Raw genomic sequence first — 18,159 nt, forward strand, 5'->3', positions numbered from 1 at the left:
CGTTACCGATTTCGGATTTCCCTGGCCGCCGCGCCATATCGGGCCAGCATTTTTTCCAGACCGCCACGATATTCCCTTGCCGCCGGGCAGTAGACCAGCGGTTTGATAGCATCGATCAGTGGCCGCACATTCTTATCCAGTTTATCTTTATCAATATGTACCATTACTATTTCGGCCATAAACATTTCATGCGAACCGAGGACAATCGTCTGCCGAACCTTGCATTCAAGATTGACCGGGCATTCTCCGATCAACGGAGCCATAACAATTTTCCCCGGTACCGGGGTCAAATTCATTTCCTTAAATTTATCGAAATCCCGCCCCGACTTGGTGCCGCAAAAATCTGCGGCCTTAAGATGTTTTTCACCGGTCAGGTTGACCACAAATTCGCCCGATTTCTTGATGATATCATAGGAATACCTCTTGGGCTGTACCGAGATCGATAGCATCGGCGGCTCGGAGTTGATGATGCCGATCCAGCTGATGGTGATAATATTAGCGGCATAGCCTTCGGCCACGCAGGAAACCATCACCGCCGGGAGCGGGAACAGCATAGCCTGAGGTTTTACCTGTGTTTTTTCCATCTCTCCCCTTCCTAAAATATAATATCCAGCGCCTTTTCGAGGCTGGTTACACCGACAATTTCAATTTCAGCCCCTGACACCCCCTCGGCATTTTGTCGCGGAATAATGATTTTCTTGAAACCCAGCTTGGCCGCCTCGGCCACTCGACGATCAACCATGCTGATCGGGCGCACCTCACCCGAAAGACCCACTTCACCGGCGACCACTATGGAGGCGTCGACCGGAATATCGCGAAGCGATGATACAATGGCGGCATGCAAAGCCAGATCGACCGCCGGTTCCGAAAGACGCAAGCCTCCGGCCACCGAGACAAAAACATCATTACCGCCCATCGGCAGGCCGATTCTTTTTTCCAGGATGGCCAGATGCAGGGCCAATCGTTTGTTATCGATTCCCCCGGCCACTCGCTGGGGAGTGCCATAGGAAGCCGATGATACCAGCGCCTGAATTTCGACTAGAATCGGCCGGTTGCCCTCGCAGGAAGCCGCCACTACCGCCCCGGAACGATCACCCTCGCTGTATTCCGACAAGAACAGCGACGAGGGATTTTCGACTTCCCGAAGGCCTTGTGGTGTCATTTCGAATACGCCCAGTTCGAACGTGGCTCCAAAGCGGTTCTTAACAGTCCGGAGGATGCGATAGACATACCGGCTTTCGCCCTCAAAATACAGAACGGCATCGACCATATGTTCCAGAACCTTCGGTCCGGCCACCAGCCCTTCCTTGGTGACATGACCGATAAGGAACAGCGAAAAGCCGTTTTTCTTGGCAATATCAATCAGGCGTCCGGCCGCCTCACGAATTTGCCCGATGGTTCCGGGCGGAGAATCAAAAACGGCGCTGGATATGGTCTGGATGGAATCGACAATTATAATTTGAAAGGAATCACTCTCGACGATATTTATAATTTTTTCCAGATCGGTTTCGTTGATGATTGAAATATTCTGTCCCCTGACATTCAAGCGGCCGGCCCGTTTTTTGATCTGACCCGGCGATTCCTCACCGGTAACATACAAAACGGATAATCCGCTTTCGGAATAGGCGTCGGCGGCCTGAAGGATCAGGGTCGATTTTCCGATTCCCGGTTCCCCGGCCACCAGCACGGCGCTTCCCGGAAGGAGTCCGCCTCCCAGAACCCGATCGAATTCGGAAATTCCGGATTTGTGACCCATCACCAGTGTGTCATCAATATCTTCAAACCGATGAATCTGTGAAGATATTTTCTTATCCGCCCGTCGGTGCGACTTGACAATTCGTTCCTCAGCCAGGGTATTCCACTCTCCGCAATCACGGCATTGACCCTGCCATTTGGGATGAATGGCGCCGCATTGCGTACATACAAAAGCTATCTTTGTCTTACCTGTCATCCTGATTACCGTACCTGGATGGGGCCGGTGGAACGGCCATTGATAAACTGATCGACAACTGCATTGCCGGAGTTTTTTATTTCATCCGGCGTCCCGTCATACTCCACCTTGCCGTCATGAAGCATGACAATCCGTTCCCCGATTTTATAGGCCGAGGTCATGTCATGCGTTACTGCAATCGACGTGACTTTCAGCCTGCGGTGCAACTCAATTATGAGATCGTTGATCATGTCGGCCGTGATCGGATCCAGCCCGGTCGTCGGTTCATCATAGAGCAATATCTCTGGCGAAGTGGCGATAGCCCGGGCCAGGCCGACCCGTTTACGCATACCGCCCGAAAGATTGGCCGGGTACAGATCATAGGTCCCCCCGAGGCCGACCAGAGTCAGTTTTTCCTCGACCACCTCGCGGGCGACATTTTCCGAATAGCCTTCAACTTCCCGCAGGGCTAGGCCGACATTCTCCCCTACCGTCAGGGAATCCAGCAACGCGGCCGATTGGAAAAGCATTCCGATTTTTTTCCTCACGCTGACCAGTTCTTCATATTTCAGACCGGACAGATCCTGATTTTCGACGACGACTGTTCCGGAGTCGGGCTGAAACAGGGCGTTGAGATGTTTAAGAAGCACCGATTTGCCGCATCCCGACCGGCCGATAATTACCACCGATTCATTCCGTCCGATTTCCAGATCGACACCGCGAAGAACTTCATTGGTATTGAAGGCCTTGGTGACTTTGTCAAGTCTTATGCACGGGATCATTTTATTACACCCTGAACAGAATGACCGCAATAATATAATCGGTAACCAGAATCAACACGGCCGATATCACCACCGCCTGGGTGGTGGCCTGCCCGACCCCCCTTGCTCCGCCCTTGGCGGTAAAACCTTCATGACAGCCGACCAGACCGATTATCATACCGAAAACTGTGGATTTCAGAAATCCGCCGAGCATATCGGCCATGCTGAAGGAGCTTTTAACCCCCAGCAGAAAGGTTTCGTATGACAGATTAACAAACATAATGGACACCAGCATGGCTCCTGAAATCGCCACGAAATTGGCAAAAATGGTCAGGATGGGAAGCATAATGGTTGCCGACAGAAACCGCGGCATTACCAGATACCGAATTGGGCTGATACCCATGGAATCGACGGCATCGATCTGCTCGGTGACCCGCATCGTTCCCAGTTCGGCCGCAATTCCGGCCCCAACCCGACCGGCCACAACCAAAGCCGTAAGGACCGGCGCCAGTTCGATTACAATCGCTTTCCCCACGGCACTTCCCAGGTAACGCATCGGTGCCCCGATAAATTTAAACTGGTAGGCTGCCTGCCACGCCGAAACAGCCCCGACAAAAATCGAGGTGATAACAATCAGGGGCAAAGACTTATTACCGATCCAGAATGATTGATCGGTTATCAGTCCCAGTGAGCTGGGAATCGATTTACAATGATACAGGGCTCTAAAAAACAGCATGAAGGTACTGCCAATACGCGAGATAAAGGCAATCACGCTGCGACCGATCAAAGGAACCTGGTTATTCATTGATCAAAATTCGTAATCCGACTCCTGCACCGGAATTTCCGGACGCTGCCAGCTGGGGTTTTCAAACCGGATATAATCCTTGACGAAAGTCAGCGGGATCACCCCGGTCGGTCCATTACGCTGTTTGGAAATTATAATATCAGCCTTTCCCCTGGCTTCCAGTCGTTTGGGATCATCATCCGGAAGGTGTGATAAATAAAATTCCTCGCGATAAACGAACAATACCAAATCGGCATCCTGCTCGATTGCTCCCGATTCACGCAGATCGGAAAGTTGAGGGCGTTTATCGCCGCCGCGCATCTCAACCATACGCGACAACTGGCTTATGGCCACCACCGGAATATTCAATTCCTTGGCCAGCGTTTTCAACGAGCGCGAGATCATGGCCATTTCCTGCTGGCGATTCTCGGCCCTCCCCGAAGCATACATCATCTGGATATAATCGACAACAATCAATCCGACATTGTGATGGGCTTTCAGGCGTCGTGACTTGGCCCGCATCTCCAAAGGAGTCAGGACGGCCGAGTCATCGATAAAGATTTTCGCTTCACTTAATGGTTCGGCGGCCAGGGTCAATTTCTGCCATTCAGCATCGCGCAGACGGTTGGTCCGCAGTTTATGCTGGCTGAGACGTGCCCGCCCGCAAAGCATCCGCAAGGCCAGTTGTTCTTTGGACATTTCAATCGAAAATACGCCTATCGGAACGTTGTGCTCTATCGCCATAAACTCGGCGATATTCAGAGCCAGGGCTGTCTTTCCCATCGATGGACGCCCGGCCACCACGATAAATTCACCATCATGAAAGCCGCCTGTCATTTCATCGAGTTTGGCATAACCGGTACTTATTCCGGCCAGACCGCCTTTGGTTTCCTGGAAATTCTCTATTTGCTCGAATGTACTCGGCACCAATTCCGAGAGCGGCGTAAAGCCTTTCCGAAGCCGGCTTTCGGAAATGGCAAAAATATTCTGTTCAGCCCGGTCAAGAATCTCGGAAACATCCTGGTCAAGGATATAACAGCTGTTGACAATACCGTTCGAGGCCTCGATTAAACGCCGCAGAACGGCCTTTTCAAGAATAATTTTAGCATAAGCCTCGGCATTGGCCGCGGTTGCCACCCCATCCACCAGTTCCACCAGATATAGCCGGCCGCCGATACGATCCAGTTGATCCATTTTGGCCAGTTCCTCGGCTACCGTGGTAATATCGCAGGGTTCATTCTTTTCATAGAGATTCAGAACCGCCCTAAATATGATGCGATGTTTGGGAACATAAAAATTATCCTCGGCCCCGATCTGCTCGAGGACAGAACTGATAACCTCGGAATCCTTTAAAACCGATCCCAGGACTGCTTGTTCGGCGTCGACCGATTGCGGCGGTTCAAGACGTGCTACTTTTTTATCCACATCAGGACTGGAGGCCATTGATCTTCTCCGGAACCAGTTCATCATACCTGGCCCTTAACATCTGGACATCTTCCCAGACATCTTTTTTGTATGACGGAAATCTCAGCAAAGCCGCAGGATGGTAAGTTACCAGAAACGGAATGCCGTGAAAATCATGCCATTTTTTCCGCAGTTTGCCCAGCGGCGTGGTGGTTTCCAGCAACCCCTGTGCGGCAATCCGACCCAAAGCGCAGATAATCCTGGGATTGATTAATCTTATCTGCTCGAGAAGATACGGCATACATGCCTTCATTTCTTCCGGTTGGGGATCCCGATTATTGGGGGGACGGCATTTCAGGATATTGGCGATATAAACATCCTCGCGACTGAATTTAATAGCCGCCAGAATCTTATCCAGTAGTTGTCCGGCCCGGCCGACAAACGGGATGCCCTGCAGATCTTCATCACGTCCGGGTGCTTCACCGATGAACATTATCCCGGCATCGGGGTTGCCGGTCCCATAGACAAATTTGGTCCGGGTCGATCCGAGCGGGCATTTCAGACATTTATCAATAGCCCGGTTATGAGCATCAAGCGACTTATAATGATACTCCCGTTTACGACTAACACCGGCGGCCGCCAGTTTTTGTTTCTTTTCACTTAAACTCGACATATCAATAACCAGTTCATCAAAACCCAATTCCATCTGGGACCTGGCCGCCTTTAATAGCAGGGTGGCGGCATCGGGATGCATCCGATCCTTCCAGTTGGCCATATTATTTTATCCTGCTGATATACTCGATCAGCCTGACCGCCAGTTCCATCTTGGGCATAGGCGCAAGCCTTTCCGGTTTTCCCCTTTTCGTGATGACAGTGACCTGATTACTGTCATTATCGAAAGGAGTCGTTTCCCCCACTTCATTTAAAACGATCAAATCGAGGCTTTTATTTTTCAGCTTGGCCCGGGCATTTTCAATACCATGATCCGTTTCAAGCGCGAAACCGATAACCTTTTGCCTTTTTTTATCCGGCTTTAATGATTTCAATATATCAATGGCGGGAATTAAATCAATAGACCGATTACCATATTCCTTTTTAATCTTCTTCTTTTCAATATGGGCAACAGTGAAATCAGCCGGGGCGGCCGCCATGATCAGATAATCGCATCGGGCGAATTCCTTTTTGACCGCCCGATACATCTCCCCGGTGCTTTCAACCCGGATCAGCTTTATTCCGGAATCGACTTTCAAGTTGGTGGGACCGGAGATAAGGACGACCTTGGCTCCGGCATCATATGCCGCCCGGGCCAGGGCATAACCCATTTTCCCCGATGAACGATTGGATATGAAACGAACCGGATCAATTGCTTCGCGGCATGGTCCGGCGGTTACGACGACCGTTTTTTCTTCGAGGACTTTTTTTTTTGAAAAATACTGCAGAATAAACTGATAAATCTCTTCCGGCTCGGCCATGCGGCCCGGACCATAGGTTTCGCAAGCCATTTCCCCGGTATTGGGATCGATCATAATATAACCCAGTGATTTAAGATATTCGATATTATTTTGAGTTATCGGATTTAAGTACATATTGCTGTTCATTGATGGCGCAATCATAATCGGAGTCTTGGTGGCGCATACAACGGTAGTTAATAAATCGTCACAGATGCCGGAAGCCGCTTTCCCGATAAAATTGGCGGTGGCCGGGGCAATCACGAATAGATCCGGCCAAGCGGCCATGTCGATATGATGCGGTCCGACATAACGGTTTTCCGGAAACATCTTGATGGCCACTGGATTCTGGCTGACAGTCTCGACCGTCAATTCAGTTATGAATCTGGTCGAGGCCTCGGTCATTACCACCCGAACCTCGGCTCCAGCCTTTTTTAAAAGCCGAATCAAGATCGGGGTCTTATAAGCGGCAATACCACCTGTCAGACCCACCAGAATTTTCTTGTCTTTTAAAGGCATTTGGATTTGTTCAGGGAATTGGGCTTATATCAGTTAATCAAACCCTCATCATCGGGAAGCAAAACCATCTGATGACGGCCCGATTCAAGCAACTCGTTCTCACGAAAGAGCATCGAACCAACAAGCATCTTAACTTCCTCCAGATTGACCGGAGAAGGTCCCAAAAGAGCGCCTCTTTCCAGGATCATTTCCAGTTGAGAATCGCTAATCAATCCCAGATATTTTAGCTGCAATACATAACCACAAGATTCCCGCGTGAAATAGCGACGTTCCTGTTCGGTCAGAACCCTGGTCGAGAGGTTGGATTGACTGCCATCTATAATAAACTGCGAATCGGTTTGAAGCTGGTCCAGAACCCAGGAATATGCCGAGCTTATCTCATTGTCAGTAAAGCCGTTACTTTTAAGATAGGAAGAAATATCATCAATATTTTCAAGCTGACCCTGGTGGTCTTTTATATGCGACATCAGAAAAACGACAATTTCCAGAACACGGTTACCCACTATTAAGCCTTTCTAACGTAACCATTCAATAATCTTTAAAATACGCACAGATCGCCATGCAAGCAAGGATTATCTGGAAAAAATACCCTACCCTTAGTGCTTGAAATGCCTCACGCCCGTGAAGACCATGGCGGCCTTGGCCTTATTCGCCGCTTCAATTGCCTCCGGATCACCCTTGGATCCGCCTGGTTGAATAATGGCCGTTACTCCAGCCTCAGTCGCCACCTCAATGCCATCAGGCATGGGGAAAAAGGCATCGGAAGCCAGAACCGCCCCGCGGGTACGGTCTCCGGCCCTTTTCACGGCCAGTGCCGAAGCATCAACCCGGGAAGTCTGCCCCATGCCGATTCCGACAGTTGCCTTACCTTTGACAATTACAATTGCATTCGATTTCGTATGTTTGACAATTTTCCAGGCAAAAAGTAATGACTCAGTCTCTTCGTCAGTCGGTTTCCGATCGGTAACGGTCGTTAGAGAGGTTTTAAGGGTTTCGATATCATCGGCGGTTTGATAAAGCATTCCTCCCCTGACGAACTTATTGACCATCTCGCCTTCCGGACGCCCACCGATTATTTCGGGAAGAGCGAGTAGACGACGATTTTTTTTCTTTTTCATAAGCGCCAGAGCCTCTTCATCATAACCAGGCGCAAGGATACATTCCACAAAATGCGTCTGATGCAATAATTCGGCTGTCGCCAGATCGATCTTTTTATTCAGCCCGATTATCGACCCGAAAGCTGAAAGAGGGTCCGAGGCCAAAGCATCGCGATAGGCCTCGGCCAGAGTAGCCCCGACCGCGGCCCCGCAGGGATTGGCATGCTTGAGAACGCAGGCAAATGGTTCATCAAAATCCAGAAGCATTTCCAGGGTGGCATCGAGATCGGAGATGTTATTAAACGACAGTTCCTTACCAGCCAATATTTCCGCCCGGGCCAGAGTCGGACCGCTAAATTTTTTGTCGGCATAAAAAGCCGCCTTTTGATGAGGATTCTCTCCGTATCGCAATGACTGCAGATGATCAAATGACAGAGTGAGCTTTCGCGGAAATTCATCGTCTGTTTCCGGTTTCTTGCCAATGAAATAGTCCGCAATGGCTCTGTCATAGGTATTGGTCAGCGCAAAAGCCCGGCTGGCCAATTCCCGCCTTAATTCCAGACTCAGGGAACCATCATTACGCTTCAATTCATCGATTATCAAGGGATAATCAGACGGACCGGTAACCACTGCCACGCCCGAATAGTTTTTGGCGGCGGCGCGAACCATGGTCGGACCACCAATATCGATGTTTTCGATAATTTCCGCTTCCGATACATCTGGTTTTGCTACCGTCTTTTCAAACGGATATAGATTCACGATTACCATATCAATCGGCTTATATTCCTGGTGTATCATTTCGGCATTATCAGCCTCGCTGTCACGTCGGAACAGAATTCCGGCATGGATTTTGGGATGAAGGGTTTTAACTCGGCCGCCAAGTATCTCCGGCGCCCCGGTGAAGGTCGACACCGAGACCGCCTGAATGCCGGCCTTTTTCAAGGTTGCCAGGGTTCCACCGGTGGAAAGGATTTCGATGTCATTTTCCGCCAGAGCTTTGGCCAGTTCCACCAGACCGGTTTTGTCCGATACTGATATAAGAGCGCGTCTTATCTTTATCATTCCGCTCATGCTTATTTCCTCATCAATAACCTGGCCGCTTCGGCATACTTGGCGGCCGATTTTGTCACTATTTCCTCAGGAAGAGTTGGTCCCGGAGGAGTCTTGTCCCAGTCAAGACCGGAAAGGTAATCACGAATGAACTGCTTGTCAAATGACGGTTGGCCTTTTCCGGGAGTGTACTGATTGAGAGGCCAGAATCGCGATGAATCCGGTGAGAGGACCTCATCGATGACGATGAACTCTCCTTTGTGATAACCAAATTCAAACTTGGTATCGGCAATTATTATCCCCCGGCTACGGGCATAATCAGCGGCCCTGGTGTACATGGCCAATGATATGTCGCGGCACAGCCGGGCCGTTTCCTCGCCTACCATGGCCACCGATTTTTCATACGATATATTCTCATCATGACCGCCCTCGGCTTTGGTGGATGGAGTGAAAATCGGTTCTGGAAGTTTATCGGATTCCTTCAAATCAGCCGGGAAAGTAAAACCGTGGACGACATTCTGTCCTTTCTTGCGGGCCTGCTGCAGTTCTTTCCACATGGAACCGGATATATACCCGCGGACAATACATTCCATATCGACCCGTTCGGCCTTAACCACAATCATCGACCGGCCTTCCAGGATATCCCGGTATTTTTTCAGTTTATCAGGATATTGTCCAAAATCAGCGGTAACCAGATGCGATCTGACAACATCCTTAAGCAGGTCGAACCAGAAGAGTGACATTTCCGTCAACACCCTTCCTTTGCCCGGTATTCCATTCGGCAGGACAACATCAAAGGCCGAAATCCGGTCGGTTGTGACAATCAACAGCCGATCATCAAGATCATAAACATCGCGGACCTTTCCGCGACTGAATAAAGGATATTCCTTGATTTCGGTTTTTAAAACACATTTTTCCATATCAGTCGTATTTCCCTTTTATCAGATTATCAAGTGCCTGAGGATATATTTCATGTTCGATTTTCAATATACGGGCGGCCAGAGTATCCGGAGTATCATCCGGCATAACCGGGACCTTCTTTTGCATCAGGATGCGGCCGTTGTCGTAAATTTCATCGACCAGATGAACCGTGGCGCCCGATTCCCTTTCCCCGGCGGCAATAACCGCTTCATGGACAAAATGCCCGTACATCCCTTTGCCACCGAACTTGGGAAGCAGGGCAGGATGGATATTGGTTATCCTGTTTCGATATTTTTTCACGACTTCATTGGGTAGTAATTGCAGATACCCGGCCAGCGCAATATAATCGATCTCATACTGCGCCAGCATCTCCAGCAAATCGGTTGCGGCGGCGTTCTGATCAGGGTATTTTTTCGCTTTATATATAAAGGTCTCAATGCCGGCCTGAGTGGCTCGTTCCAGACCATAAGCGTTACTCTTATTCGATATCACCAGAACCACTTCGGCGGCCAATCGTCCTCCGGCCGCCGCCTCGATAATCGACTGCAGATTGGAACCGCTTCCTGAAATGAAAACAGCCAGTTTAGTCCTCTCGCTCATCGAATTCCTTCCTTAATATCCATCCAGCCAAATTCCGGATCTGTCCTTTTCCGTTATCATTACTGCTATCAGCGTTACAGAGTATCCAAATAACTGCCTTTTGCCGAATATGTAAAGATATAAATTCCCCTCATCTTAAGCCCAAATTTGTCAATTAATTCAGTGAGAACACTGAAACCGGATTCCTGTTCCAATTATATTATGCTGATCATGGATTAATTTCCGGAAGTTCTATGGCGGACAAGAATGTTTCAAGAATCTTATTGAACTCAGCGGGATTTTCCAGATTAACCATATGACCGACATCTTTAAGAATCTCCAGGCGGGAATTTTTGATCAGATGATGAAGTCGTTCGGCCAGTGGCCGGAAATAAATATCATGTTGCCCGGCCATGATAAGAATCGGGATTTCCAGTCCGCTCACCAGCGCCAAATCATCTCTTTTAGGATATTTGCCTTTCATAGGATCAAGCCAGGGACCGCCGCTGAAATCGGACATTATTTCATGGAGTCTTTTTTTCAATGCCGGGTGTCGTTTATCATAATAACCCAGGGTAGCTTGCATATAATCCCGGAGAGCCGCATCACATCCTTTTTCCTTTGCCTCACGGCTGAAATCATGGTATCGCTTTGAAGGCATCCAACCCGAGACCACGGTGGCGGCCAGAGTCAACGATAAAAGCCGCTCCTGTTGATCAATAGCGAAACTCACGGCATCACCCCCACCCATCGATAAACCGATCAGGTGGAATTTCGTGAGATTTAAAAGATCGGCCAGTTTATGAATATCTCCGGCTCTATCCTCGCGGGCATAGCCGGTTTCCGGAGCTTCCGATCGACCATGCCCCCGCGCATCACAGATTATAACCCTATATCGTTCTTTAAAATAATCGACCTGATCACGCCACATCCGCCCATCGAGGGTGAAACCGTGAAGAAACATCAACGGCAAACCGGATCCGTGAATCTCATAATAGATATTAACATCAGCGGATTTACAATACGGCATGAATCACTCTTCCGGTTTTTTCAGGGACCTTTTCCAGCGAAAGATATAAGGGTATTAAAACGGCCGTCGTCCGAAAGGACGGCGGCCAGAGTATACCAGTATATTCCGATGGTTCCGATTTATTCTCTTTCGAACCATCGGCAATGTGCCAATTACCAATCTCCGGCAGACATACATTATAAAAACGGCAGATATTTTTCCAGTTCGAAATTGGTTACACTCTTGCGATAGTCATCCCATTCCACCCACTTATTGGCAATAAGCTTGTCGAATACATGACCGCCCAGGGTTTCCCTGACCAGTTTTGATTTTTCCATGGCCTTAATGGCGTTCTCAAGCGAATCCGGCAAAGAGCCAATTTTCCTGGATTTGCGATCATCGTCGCTCATGGTGAAAATATTTTCTTCAATCGGATTGGATAATGGATATTTGTTTTCCAATCCATCCAGACCGGCCGCCAGCATTATGGCAAAAGCCAGATAGGGATTGCAGGCCGGATCCGGCGAACGTAACTCAATCCGGGTGGCCTTCTCGTAGCCCGTTTTAAACATGGGCACCCTTATCAGGCTGGAACGGTTTCTGGTACCCCAGGAAATATAAACCGGGGCTTCATATCCTACCACCAGGCGCTTGTACGAATTCACCCACTGATTGGTAATCAGGGTGAAATCCCTGACATGGTGCAGTATTCCCGACAGGAAACTCAAAGCCATTTTGGACAGGTTATTCGGTGTTTTTTTATCATAGAACAGGTTTTTTTCGCCGTTAAAGAGCGACATATGGCAGTGCATCCCGGAACCGTTTTCGTTGTATAAGGGTTTGGGCATGAACGACGCATAAACCTCATTCTGCATGGCGATTTCCTTGACCACGAATTTATAAATCTGAACGAAATCGGCCATCATCAGGGCTTCTTGATATCGGAGATCGATTTCCTGCTGGCTGGGCGCCACTTCATGGTGCGAACATTCGACCTGAATACCCATAAACTCCAGAGCCGCGCTGGTCCTTTTGCGAAGCTGAGTTCCGATATCAGCCGAATTGTAATCGAAATAGCCGCCCAGATCGAGGACTTCGGGATTGTTTTCTTCACTGAAATAAAAGTACTCCAGCTCCGGACCCACATTAAACGTCCAGCCTTTATCCTCAATTTCGCTGAGGATTTTCCTGAGGATCCAGCGGGGATCACCCTCATACGGCGAGCTGTCGGAGTTTTGAATATCACAAAACATCATGGCCGTTTTTTCGCCACCGACTTCCCAGGGTATTATCCGGAATGTCCGCAAATCAGGAACCGCCACCAGATCCGATTCTTCAATCCTGACGAATCCTTCAACCGATGAACCATCAAACCCCTGCCCGCGCTCAAGAATTCCCTCCAGTTCGGAATTGGTAATAGCCATCCCCTTCAGCCGACCCAGAATATCCGTAAAGTTAAGGCGCACATAATGAACATTGGCATCACTGACAATCCGTAAAATATCTTCCTTAGTCTTGGTCACCTGACAACCTCCGGTTAGATTTGAAAGTTGCTTATTTATCGGTTTTTTTATTCCCAAATCAATTAAAATAATTCGGAATAGGAGTTAAACGGAAAAAAGAAACAGCTGTTTGAATCGATTTATGTCAACCGGGCAAACCGAATTTTATTTCGATTAATGTTCAGTACCCTTCTTCACCCACACCTTTATCGAACTAATCCTTTGCCCCTCAACTTCTTCCACTTCAAACAGGATATCTTTCCAGCGATGGATGGTACCCACCGGAGGAACCGAACCGGCCAGATCATAAATTAAGCCGCCAACCGTTTCGAAATCCTCGGTTTCATAATCCAAGTTGAGTTCTTCAACAACTCTATCCAGAGAGACCCCGGCCTCAACCCGCAGGGAATTATCCGGCATATGAACCACCGGATCAGAACCATGATCATGTTCATCTTCAATCTCGCCGACGATTTCCTCCAGAATATCTTCCAGAGTCACCAGCCCCGAAGTGCCCCCGAATTCATCGACGACAATGGCAATATGCAGTTTATTGGCTTTGAATTCAGCCAGAAGTTCACTTATTTTTTTCTTTTCCAGAACAAAATATGGACGGCGGACGAAATTGGTGATGTCAAATATACTCTTTTCCGAAGGGTAGTCGGTGAACAGGTCTTTGATATAGAGTATCCCGATAATATTGTCCATGGTCTCATCGAAAACCGGATAGCGGGAAAAACCATATTCTTTGGTTTGCTTCTTAATGTCATCGAGACCCGCTTTCATTTCGAATCCCCTGATATCAATTCTCGGAATCATGACTTCCCGGACTTCAGTAACATCAAGCTGAAATATCTGGCCGATCATTTCTTTTTCATCATCTTCAACAATCGCCTCGCGGATACCGGCCTGCTCAGCCAGGGTCTCGATTGCCCGCTCGATAATATCCTCTTTCTGATCTTCCGGTATTTTCTGGGCCTTATCCCGATAAAAAATACGCCCGTAGAAAAACACCATGGGTCTGAAAAGGATATAGGCGCTGATATAAAGCGGAAGAAAATTCAAAATTTCCTTATCCAGCAATCTCAGCACCCGACGTTTGGGCAAAATCTCAATACATATCAGATAAAATGCCCAGACCAGGATTAATCCGGAAAGATAAGAGATATCGACCCGCCAGTCGTATCGGGCGACCATGCTGTTGGCTATCAAAATAACCAGCAGTGAGACCAATACCAGAAACAATGATTTGAATACAACCGCCAGTTGCAGACTGATTCGAGGATTCTTCAATATTTCCGCCAGGTATTTTTTCCGGATGCCCGACAATTTTTCCGAGACATGCTCGATTCTCTCGGGTTCGATATAGGCGACCGAGGAATAAAGCGACAGGACGTATCCCAGATAATAGATTACTACAATAAGCAATAGGCAAAAAAGAATCTCCATCAGGCAATCCTTTCCAGATGGTATTTCTCCCGCGCCGACATGCGGTCTCTCTCACTCTCCAGTTCATGGTCATAACCCAGCAGATGGAGATAACCATGACAGCAAAGAGCCAGCAATTCGAGGTAAAAACCCCTCCCGTCGCGATGGGCATTTCTGGCCGCAGTATCCGTTGAGATATATATTTCCCCGAAAATCGAATTGTCCCCGGGACCACTGTCCAGATTAAAAGAGAGAACATCAGTCGGGCCTCGTTTCGAGCGATAGTCCCGATTAAGACGGGTAATTTCCTTATCCCGCGTGAAGATAATATTGACAGTACTGTCAGGTGGAGCCTCTTCCTCATCAATCGATTCAATCAGCCACCTGATTTGTTGCCTGGGGATACGTCGATTGGTATCCGATATAATATTAACATGCATTATTTGGAATCTTCCTTATCCGGATACTCAATTCGATGGTGAAAAACGCCCATCAATATTTTCGTGAACGATTCTCTGATTCCGGCCAGGTCCTTCAAAGTCAGGGGGCATTCCTCCAGTTCGCCGGACTGGAAACGATCATTTATAATATTCTGGACCAGATTTCTTATCCTCGCCGGCTTGGGATCTGATAATGTCCGGCTGGCCGCCTCGACTGAATCAGCCAGCATGACAATGGCCGTCTCACGAATCTGCGGTTTGGGGCCGGGATACTTGAACTCTTCCACCGGCGGATTTTCGATTCCCATTTCCTTAGCCTTATTGAGGAAGTACGACATGGTCATGGTCCCGTGATGTTCTTCAATGAAGTTCAGGACTTCATCCGGCAGATCAGCCATTTCCCCGAGTATTCGCCCTTTTTTGATATGCGAGGCCAGGATAATGGCCGACATGGTCGGGGTCAGGCTTTCATGTTTCGATTTTATACCAAGTTGGTTTTCGACAAAATATTCGGGAATCTCAATCTTGCCAATATCATGATAATAGGCTCCGACCCGCGCCAGAAGCGGGTTGGCGTCTATTTCCTTGGCGGCCGCCTCGGCCAGGTTCCCGACCAGGATAGAATGGTGATAGGTACCCGGCGCTTCCAGAGCCAGCCGCTTCAGAAGTGGATTATTCATGTCGGACAATTCCAGAAGAGTCACATTGGTCGTAAAACCAAACAACGATTCCAGAAAAGGCAGAATCCCCATGGCCAGAAGCGGCGACATTATGGCATTGACCCATCCAAAGGCCAGCAGATTGAAGATATCTTCGGATGGTGAGATATTAAATGATTCCAGCACGAAAACGAGAACGGAATAGGTAAATAACAGATACAATACGGCTTTAAAAAATTCAGAACGCTGCCGGACCCGCTGAATCGAATAACAGGCCACCACCCCGACAATTATAGTCGTAAGGGTGATTGAGAAATTGAACCGGTGCAGGATTCCCAGAAGCAGAGCCAGGACAAAGGTGTTAAAAGTCCCCACCTCGGCATCAAACAGAACCGTAATCAGGATGGAGAAAATGGCTACCGGATAAAGATAAAAAGAAAGGTCCAGCCGAATACCGATAAAATAAACCAGAATCAACTCCAGCCCGTAAATCAGATAAAGGGCCAGGATTTTGGGGTTGGATGCATAAATCTGATTGTGATAATAATAAAGATAAATATATAAAAGCCCGAAAGCGGCCAGAACCAAAAGGAGCCGGGCCAATACCGGCACATACATTTCCAGCCAGTTTTCATTCTCGTTGAGTTTCTCTTTCTGACGATACATTTCTTTCAGGATGTTGGCCTGACGGACGGTAACTTTGCTTCCCGCCCTGACGATAACATCACCGACCGCAATAATCTCGCTGACCGGCGATATTTCCGCCATGACTTCATTTCGGCGCGCTTCCATTTCATCCAGATTGACAGTCAGATTGGGAATTATGAAATGCCGTCCCAGTTCGTAGTATTGATCAACATCGAATGAATCCACCAGCGACCTATTATTCAGCGCCGCCAGAAAACTGACATAGGCCCGCGGCAAATCGAGTAATTTATCCCGGATGATAAAAATCTCCCGTTTGTCGATTCGGATAACCACCGAACGATTTTTAACATCAGGCAGGGTCTTCAAATCCGCCATGACCCCGGTAAAGTAGATTTCGTTTTCCAGAATATCCCCAATAACGGTCCCGGCCCGTTTGGTGTCCCGGCTTCTCAAAAGTTTATTGATGGCATCATTCCGGATGAAGGGATAGTCCCGGTTCAGAGAGCTACTCAGAGAATCAGTGTATTCATCCGCTCTTGCTTCAGTTTGATTATTTTCTTCCCAAATATTCTTGATTTTTTTTGTGGCCGCATCGGCCCGCTTCATCAACCCGTCGAACCGGGCCAGGGTCGAATCGACCAGGTCGGTATTATACTCCACCAGAGTCGGAATGGCATTGGCTGTGGCATCTTTCTCTTCCTTCAATTCCTCCGGTGTCTTTTCAATGGTAATCGTGAAAGGCGCAATAATATCCTTTTGTGCGATTTCGCCCCGGCGCGGGAAATCGAGAGGTTGAAAGAGATTTTCGGCGGGGTACAAAAAGGCTATTAAAACCGCCGCCATCAGAAGCATAAGATACTTGTATATCTTGCTGCTGGTCCGTGAAGCGGGCGTCTGGCGGGTTTCCGCCTTAACCTTCAAAAAACGTTTAAGCAGTCGTTTGAGTCTGATTAGAAATCTGCTCATAGGGGGATCAATAACTCCCTATTACTCCTTCCGATGTCTTTTTTCATAGCGCTCATAGGCCCGGATTATTTTTTGAACCAGAGCATGACGGACGACATCCTTGTCCGTAAGATATACGAATTTGACACCCTCGATTCCAGCCAGGATTTTCTGGATAACAACCAGTCCGGATAACTTGTTTTTATCCAAATCGATCTGGGTGATATCGCCGGTGACAATCGCCCGCGAACCCTCACCGAGGCGTGTCAGGAACATTTTCATCTGGGCGGGAGTGGTGTTCTGTCCCTCATCGAGAATAACAAAAGTATTGTTGAGAGTTCTACCCCGCATGAAAGCCAGCGGGACAATTTCTATGATTCCCAGTTCGATTAATTTTTTGATTTTTTCCGCCGGCATCATTTCATGCAGAGCATCATAAACCGGGCGCAGGTACGGATCCACTTTGGCCCGGATATCCCCCGGAAGAAAACCAAGCGATTCCCCGGCTTCGACCGCCGGGCGAACCAGGACAATTCGTTTGACGCTCTTTTCCTTAAGCGCCGCCACCGCCACCGCCACCGCCAGATATGTTTTACCGGTTCCGGCCGGACCGATGGAAAAAACAATATCATTTTCATCGATGGCATTAAGGTACAACTTCTGGCCCAGGGTTTTCGGTCGAATGGCCTTCTGGAGAACGCCATTGGCGATAATATCCCCGGCCATGGCCATCGCCGGTCCGCCCTTGCCCTCCTTGACCATTTCCATCGAGTAATTAAGGTACTGCTCGGTTAGATAATTACCCTGTTTAATCCTGGTGGTCAGGTCATCGAAAAGATCAATAATTTTTTCTACCTCGTTGTGATCACCCTCAATCACAATACTATCCCCGCGAGCGATTATATTGGCCTGGAAGGCATTTTCAATAATTCTTAAAAATACATCGTTCTGCCCGAATAATAGCCGGGGATCAATCCCTTCAATGGAATATGAACGAGATAATTTAACAGGTGTTTCGGAACTCATAGGCTTAAT

Annotated in this window: 17 protein-coding genes; all 17 read right to left on the reverse strand. The window is 48.4% G+C overall.

Going from position 1 to position 18,159, the window contains the following annotated elements:
* Nucleotides 1-2: 2 nt before the first annotated feature.
* A complete protein-coding gene (locus JXQ28_05035) occupies nucleotides 3-584 on the reverse strand; it encodes a flavin reductase family protein (protein MBN2277090.1) in 582 nt (193 codons plus the stop codon).
* 11 nt (nucleotides 585-595) lie between these two features.
* Nucleotides 596-1,951 (reverse strand): DNA repair protein RadA, encoded by a 1,356-nt coding sequence (gene radA / locus JXQ28_05040; GenBank protein ID MBN2277091.1) that lies wholly within the window; start codon nucleotides 1,949-1,951, stop codon nucleotides 596-598.
* Between the two features lie 5 nt (nucleotides 1,952-1,956).
* Nucleotides 1,957-2,712, reverse strand: a complete 756-nt coding sequence (locus tag JXQ28_05045; GenBank protein MBN2277092.1) for an ABC transporter ATP-binding protein — start codon at nucleotides 2,710-2,712, stop codon at nucleotides 1,957-1,959.
* 4 nt (nucleotides 2,713-2,716) lie between these two features.
* A complete protein-coding gene (locus tag JXQ28_05050) occupies nucleotides 2,717-3,496 on the reverse strand; it encodes an ABC transporter permease (protein ID MBN2277093.1) in 780 nt (259 codons plus the stop codon).
* 3 nt (nucleotides 3,497-3,499) lie between these two features.
* Entirely contained in the window at nucleotides 3,500-4,918 is a 1,419-nt protein-coding gene (dnaB, locus tag JXQ28_05055) for a replicative DNA helicase (GenBank protein ID MBN2277094.1), read from the reverse strand.
* Complete coding sequence (locus JXQ28_05060) at nucleotides 4,902-5,585, reverse strand: uracil-DNA glycosylase (protein ID MBN2277095.1); 684 nt, start codon at nucleotides 5,583-5,585, stop codon at nucleotides 4,902-4,904. The genes dnaB and JXQ28_05060 overlap by 17 nt, the downstream gene beginning before the upstream one ends.
* A 70-nt stretch (nucleotides 5,586-5,655) precedes the next feature.
* Entirely contained in the window at nucleotides 5,656-6,846 is a 1,191-nt protein-coding gene (gene coaBC / locus JXQ28_05065; GenBank protein ID MBN2277096.1) for a bifunctional phosphopantothenoylcysteine decarboxylase/phosphopantothenate--cysteine ligase CoaBC, read from the reverse strand.
* Nucleotides 6,847-6,875: 29 nt separating this feature from the next.
* The gene (locus JXQ28_05070; protein MBN2277097.1) at nucleotides 6,876-7,349 is read right to left on the reverse strand and encodes a DUF494 family protein; all 474 of its coding nucleotides are present in this window, start codon (nucleotides 7,347-7,349) and stop codon (nucleotides 6,876-6,878) included.
* A gap of 93 nt (nucleotides 7,350-7,442) precedes the next feature.
* The gene (purH, locus tag JXQ28_05075; protein ID MBN2277098.1) at nucleotides 7,443-9,002 is read right to left on the reverse strand and encodes a bifunctional phosphoribosylaminoimidazolecarboxamide formyltransferase/IMP cyclohydrolase; all 1,560 of its coding nucleotides are present in this window, start codon (nucleotides 9,000-9,002) and stop codon (nucleotides 7,443-7,445) included.
* A 14-nt stretch (nucleotides 9,003-9,016) separates the two neighbouring features.
* Nucleotides 9,017-9,913 carry a phosphoribosylaminoimidazolesuccinocarboxamide synthase gene (locus JXQ28_05080; protein MBN2277099.1) on the reverse strand — a complete coding sequence of 299 codons (897 nt, stop codon included), beginning with the start codon at nucleotides 9,911-9,913 and terminating at the stop codon, nucleotides 9,017-9,019.
* Nucleotide 9,914: 1 nt separating this feature from the next.
* The gene (purN, locus tag JXQ28_05085) at nucleotides 9,915-10,514 is read right to left on the reverse strand and encodes a phosphoribosylglycinamide formyltransferase (GenBank protein ID MBN2277100.1); all 600 of its coding nucleotides are present in this window, start codon (nucleotides 10,512-10,514) and stop codon (nucleotides 9,915-9,917) included.
* A gap of 208 nt (nucleotides 10,515-10,722) precedes the next feature.
* Complete coding sequence (locus tag JXQ28_05090; protein ID MBN2277101.1) at nucleotides 10,723-11,523, reverse strand: alpha/beta hydrolase; 801 nt, start codon at nucleotides 11,521-11,523, stop codon at nucleotides 10,723-10,725.
* 176 nt (nucleotides 11,524-11,699) lie between these two features.
* A complete protein-coding gene (locus JXQ28_05095; GenBank protein ID MBN2277102.1) occupies nucleotides 11,700-13,025 on the reverse strand; it encodes a glutamine synthetase in 1,326 nt (441 codons plus the stop codon).
* A gap of 153 nt (nucleotides 13,026-13,178) precedes the next feature.
* A complete protein-coding gene (locus JXQ28_05100) occupies nucleotides 13,179-14,453 on the reverse strand; it encodes an HlyC/CorC family transporter (GenBank protein MBN2277103.1) in 1,275 nt (424 codons plus the stop codon).
* Complete coding sequence (gene ybeY, locus JXQ28_05105; GenBank protein MBN2277104.1) at nucleotides 14,453-14,872, reverse strand: rRNA maturation RNase YbeY; 420 nt, start codon at nucleotides 14,870-14,872, stop codon at nucleotides 14,453-14,455. The genes JXQ28_05100 and ybeY overlap by 1 nt, the downstream gene beginning before the upstream one ends.
* Entirely contained in the window at nucleotides 14,872-17,145 is a 2,274-nt protein-coding gene (locus JXQ28_05110) for an HDIG domain-containing protein (protein ID MBN2277105.1), read from the reverse strand. The genes ybeY and JXQ28_05110 overlap by 1 nt, the downstream gene beginning before the upstream one ends.
* A gap of 21 nt (nucleotides 17,146-17,166) precedes the next feature.
* Complete coding sequence (locus JXQ28_05115) at nucleotides 17,167-18,150, reverse strand: PhoH family protein (protein ID MBN2277106.1); 984 nt, start codon at nucleotides 18,148-18,150, stop codon at nucleotides 17,167-17,169.
* Nucleotides 18,151-18,159 lie beyond the last annotated feature (9 nt).

Source organism: Candidatus Zixiibacteriota bacterium (assembly GCA_016933955.1).
Taxonomy (GTDB): domain Bacteria; phylum Zixibacteria; class MSB-5A5; order GN15; family PGXB01; genus JAFGTT01.

Bases quoted from the DNA above. Each gene is read 5' to 3' on its own strand.
- JXQ28_05035 (MBN2277090.1), bottom strand. From the start codon at position 584: ATGGAAAAAACACAGGTAAAACCTCAGGCTATGCTGTTCCCGCTCCCG.
- radA (MBN2277091.1), bottom strand. From the start codon at position 1,951: ATGACAGGTAAGACAAAGATAGCTTTTGTATGTACGCAATGCGGCGCC.
- JXQ28_05045 (MBN2277092.1), bottom strand. From the start codon at position 2,712: ATGATCCCGTGCATAAGACTTGACAAAGTCACCAAGGCCTTCAATACC.
- JXQ28_05050 (MBN2277093.1), bottom strand. From the start codon at position 3,496: ATGAATAACCAGGTTCCTTTGATCGGTCGCAGCGTGATTGCCTTTATC.
- dnaB (MBN2277094.1), bottom strand. From the start codon at position 4,918: ATGGCCTCCAGTCCTGATGTGGATAAAAAAGTAGCACGTCTTGAACCG.
- JXQ28_05060 (MBN2277095.1), bottom strand. From the start codon at position 5,585: ATGGAATTGGGTTTTGATGAACTGGTTATTGATATGTCGAGTTTAAGT.
- coaBC (MBN2277096.1), bottom strand. From the start codon at position 6,846: ATGCCTTTAAAAGACAAGAAAATTCTGGTGGGTCTGACAGGTGGTATT.
- JXQ28_05080 (MBN2277099.1), bottom strand. From the start codon at position 9,913: ATGGAAAAATGTGTTTTAAAAACCGAAATCAAGGAATATCCTTTATTC.
- purN (MBN2277100.1), bottom strand. From the start codon at position 10,514: ATGAGCGAGAGGACTAAACTGGCTGTTTTCATTTCAGGAAGCGGTTCC.
- JXQ28_05090 (MBN2277101.1), bottom strand. From the start codon at position 11,523: ATGCCGTATTGTAAATCCGCTGATGTTAATATCTATTATGAGATTCAC.
- JXQ28_05100 (MBN2277103.1), bottom strand. From the start codon at position 14,453: ATGGAGATTCTTTTTTGCCTATTGCTTATTGTAGTAATCTATTATCTG.
- ybeY (MBN2277104.1), bottom strand. From the start codon at position 14,872: ATGCATGTTAATATTATATCGGATACCAATCGACGTATCCCCAGGCAA.
- JXQ28_05110 (MBN2277105.1), bottom strand. From the start codon at position 17,145: ATGAGCAGATTTCTAATCAGACTCAAACGACTGCTTAAACGTTTTTTG.
- JXQ28_05115 (MBN2277106.1), bottom strand. From the start codon at position 18,150: ATGAGTTCCGAAACACCTGTTAAATTATCTCGTTCATATTCCATTGAA.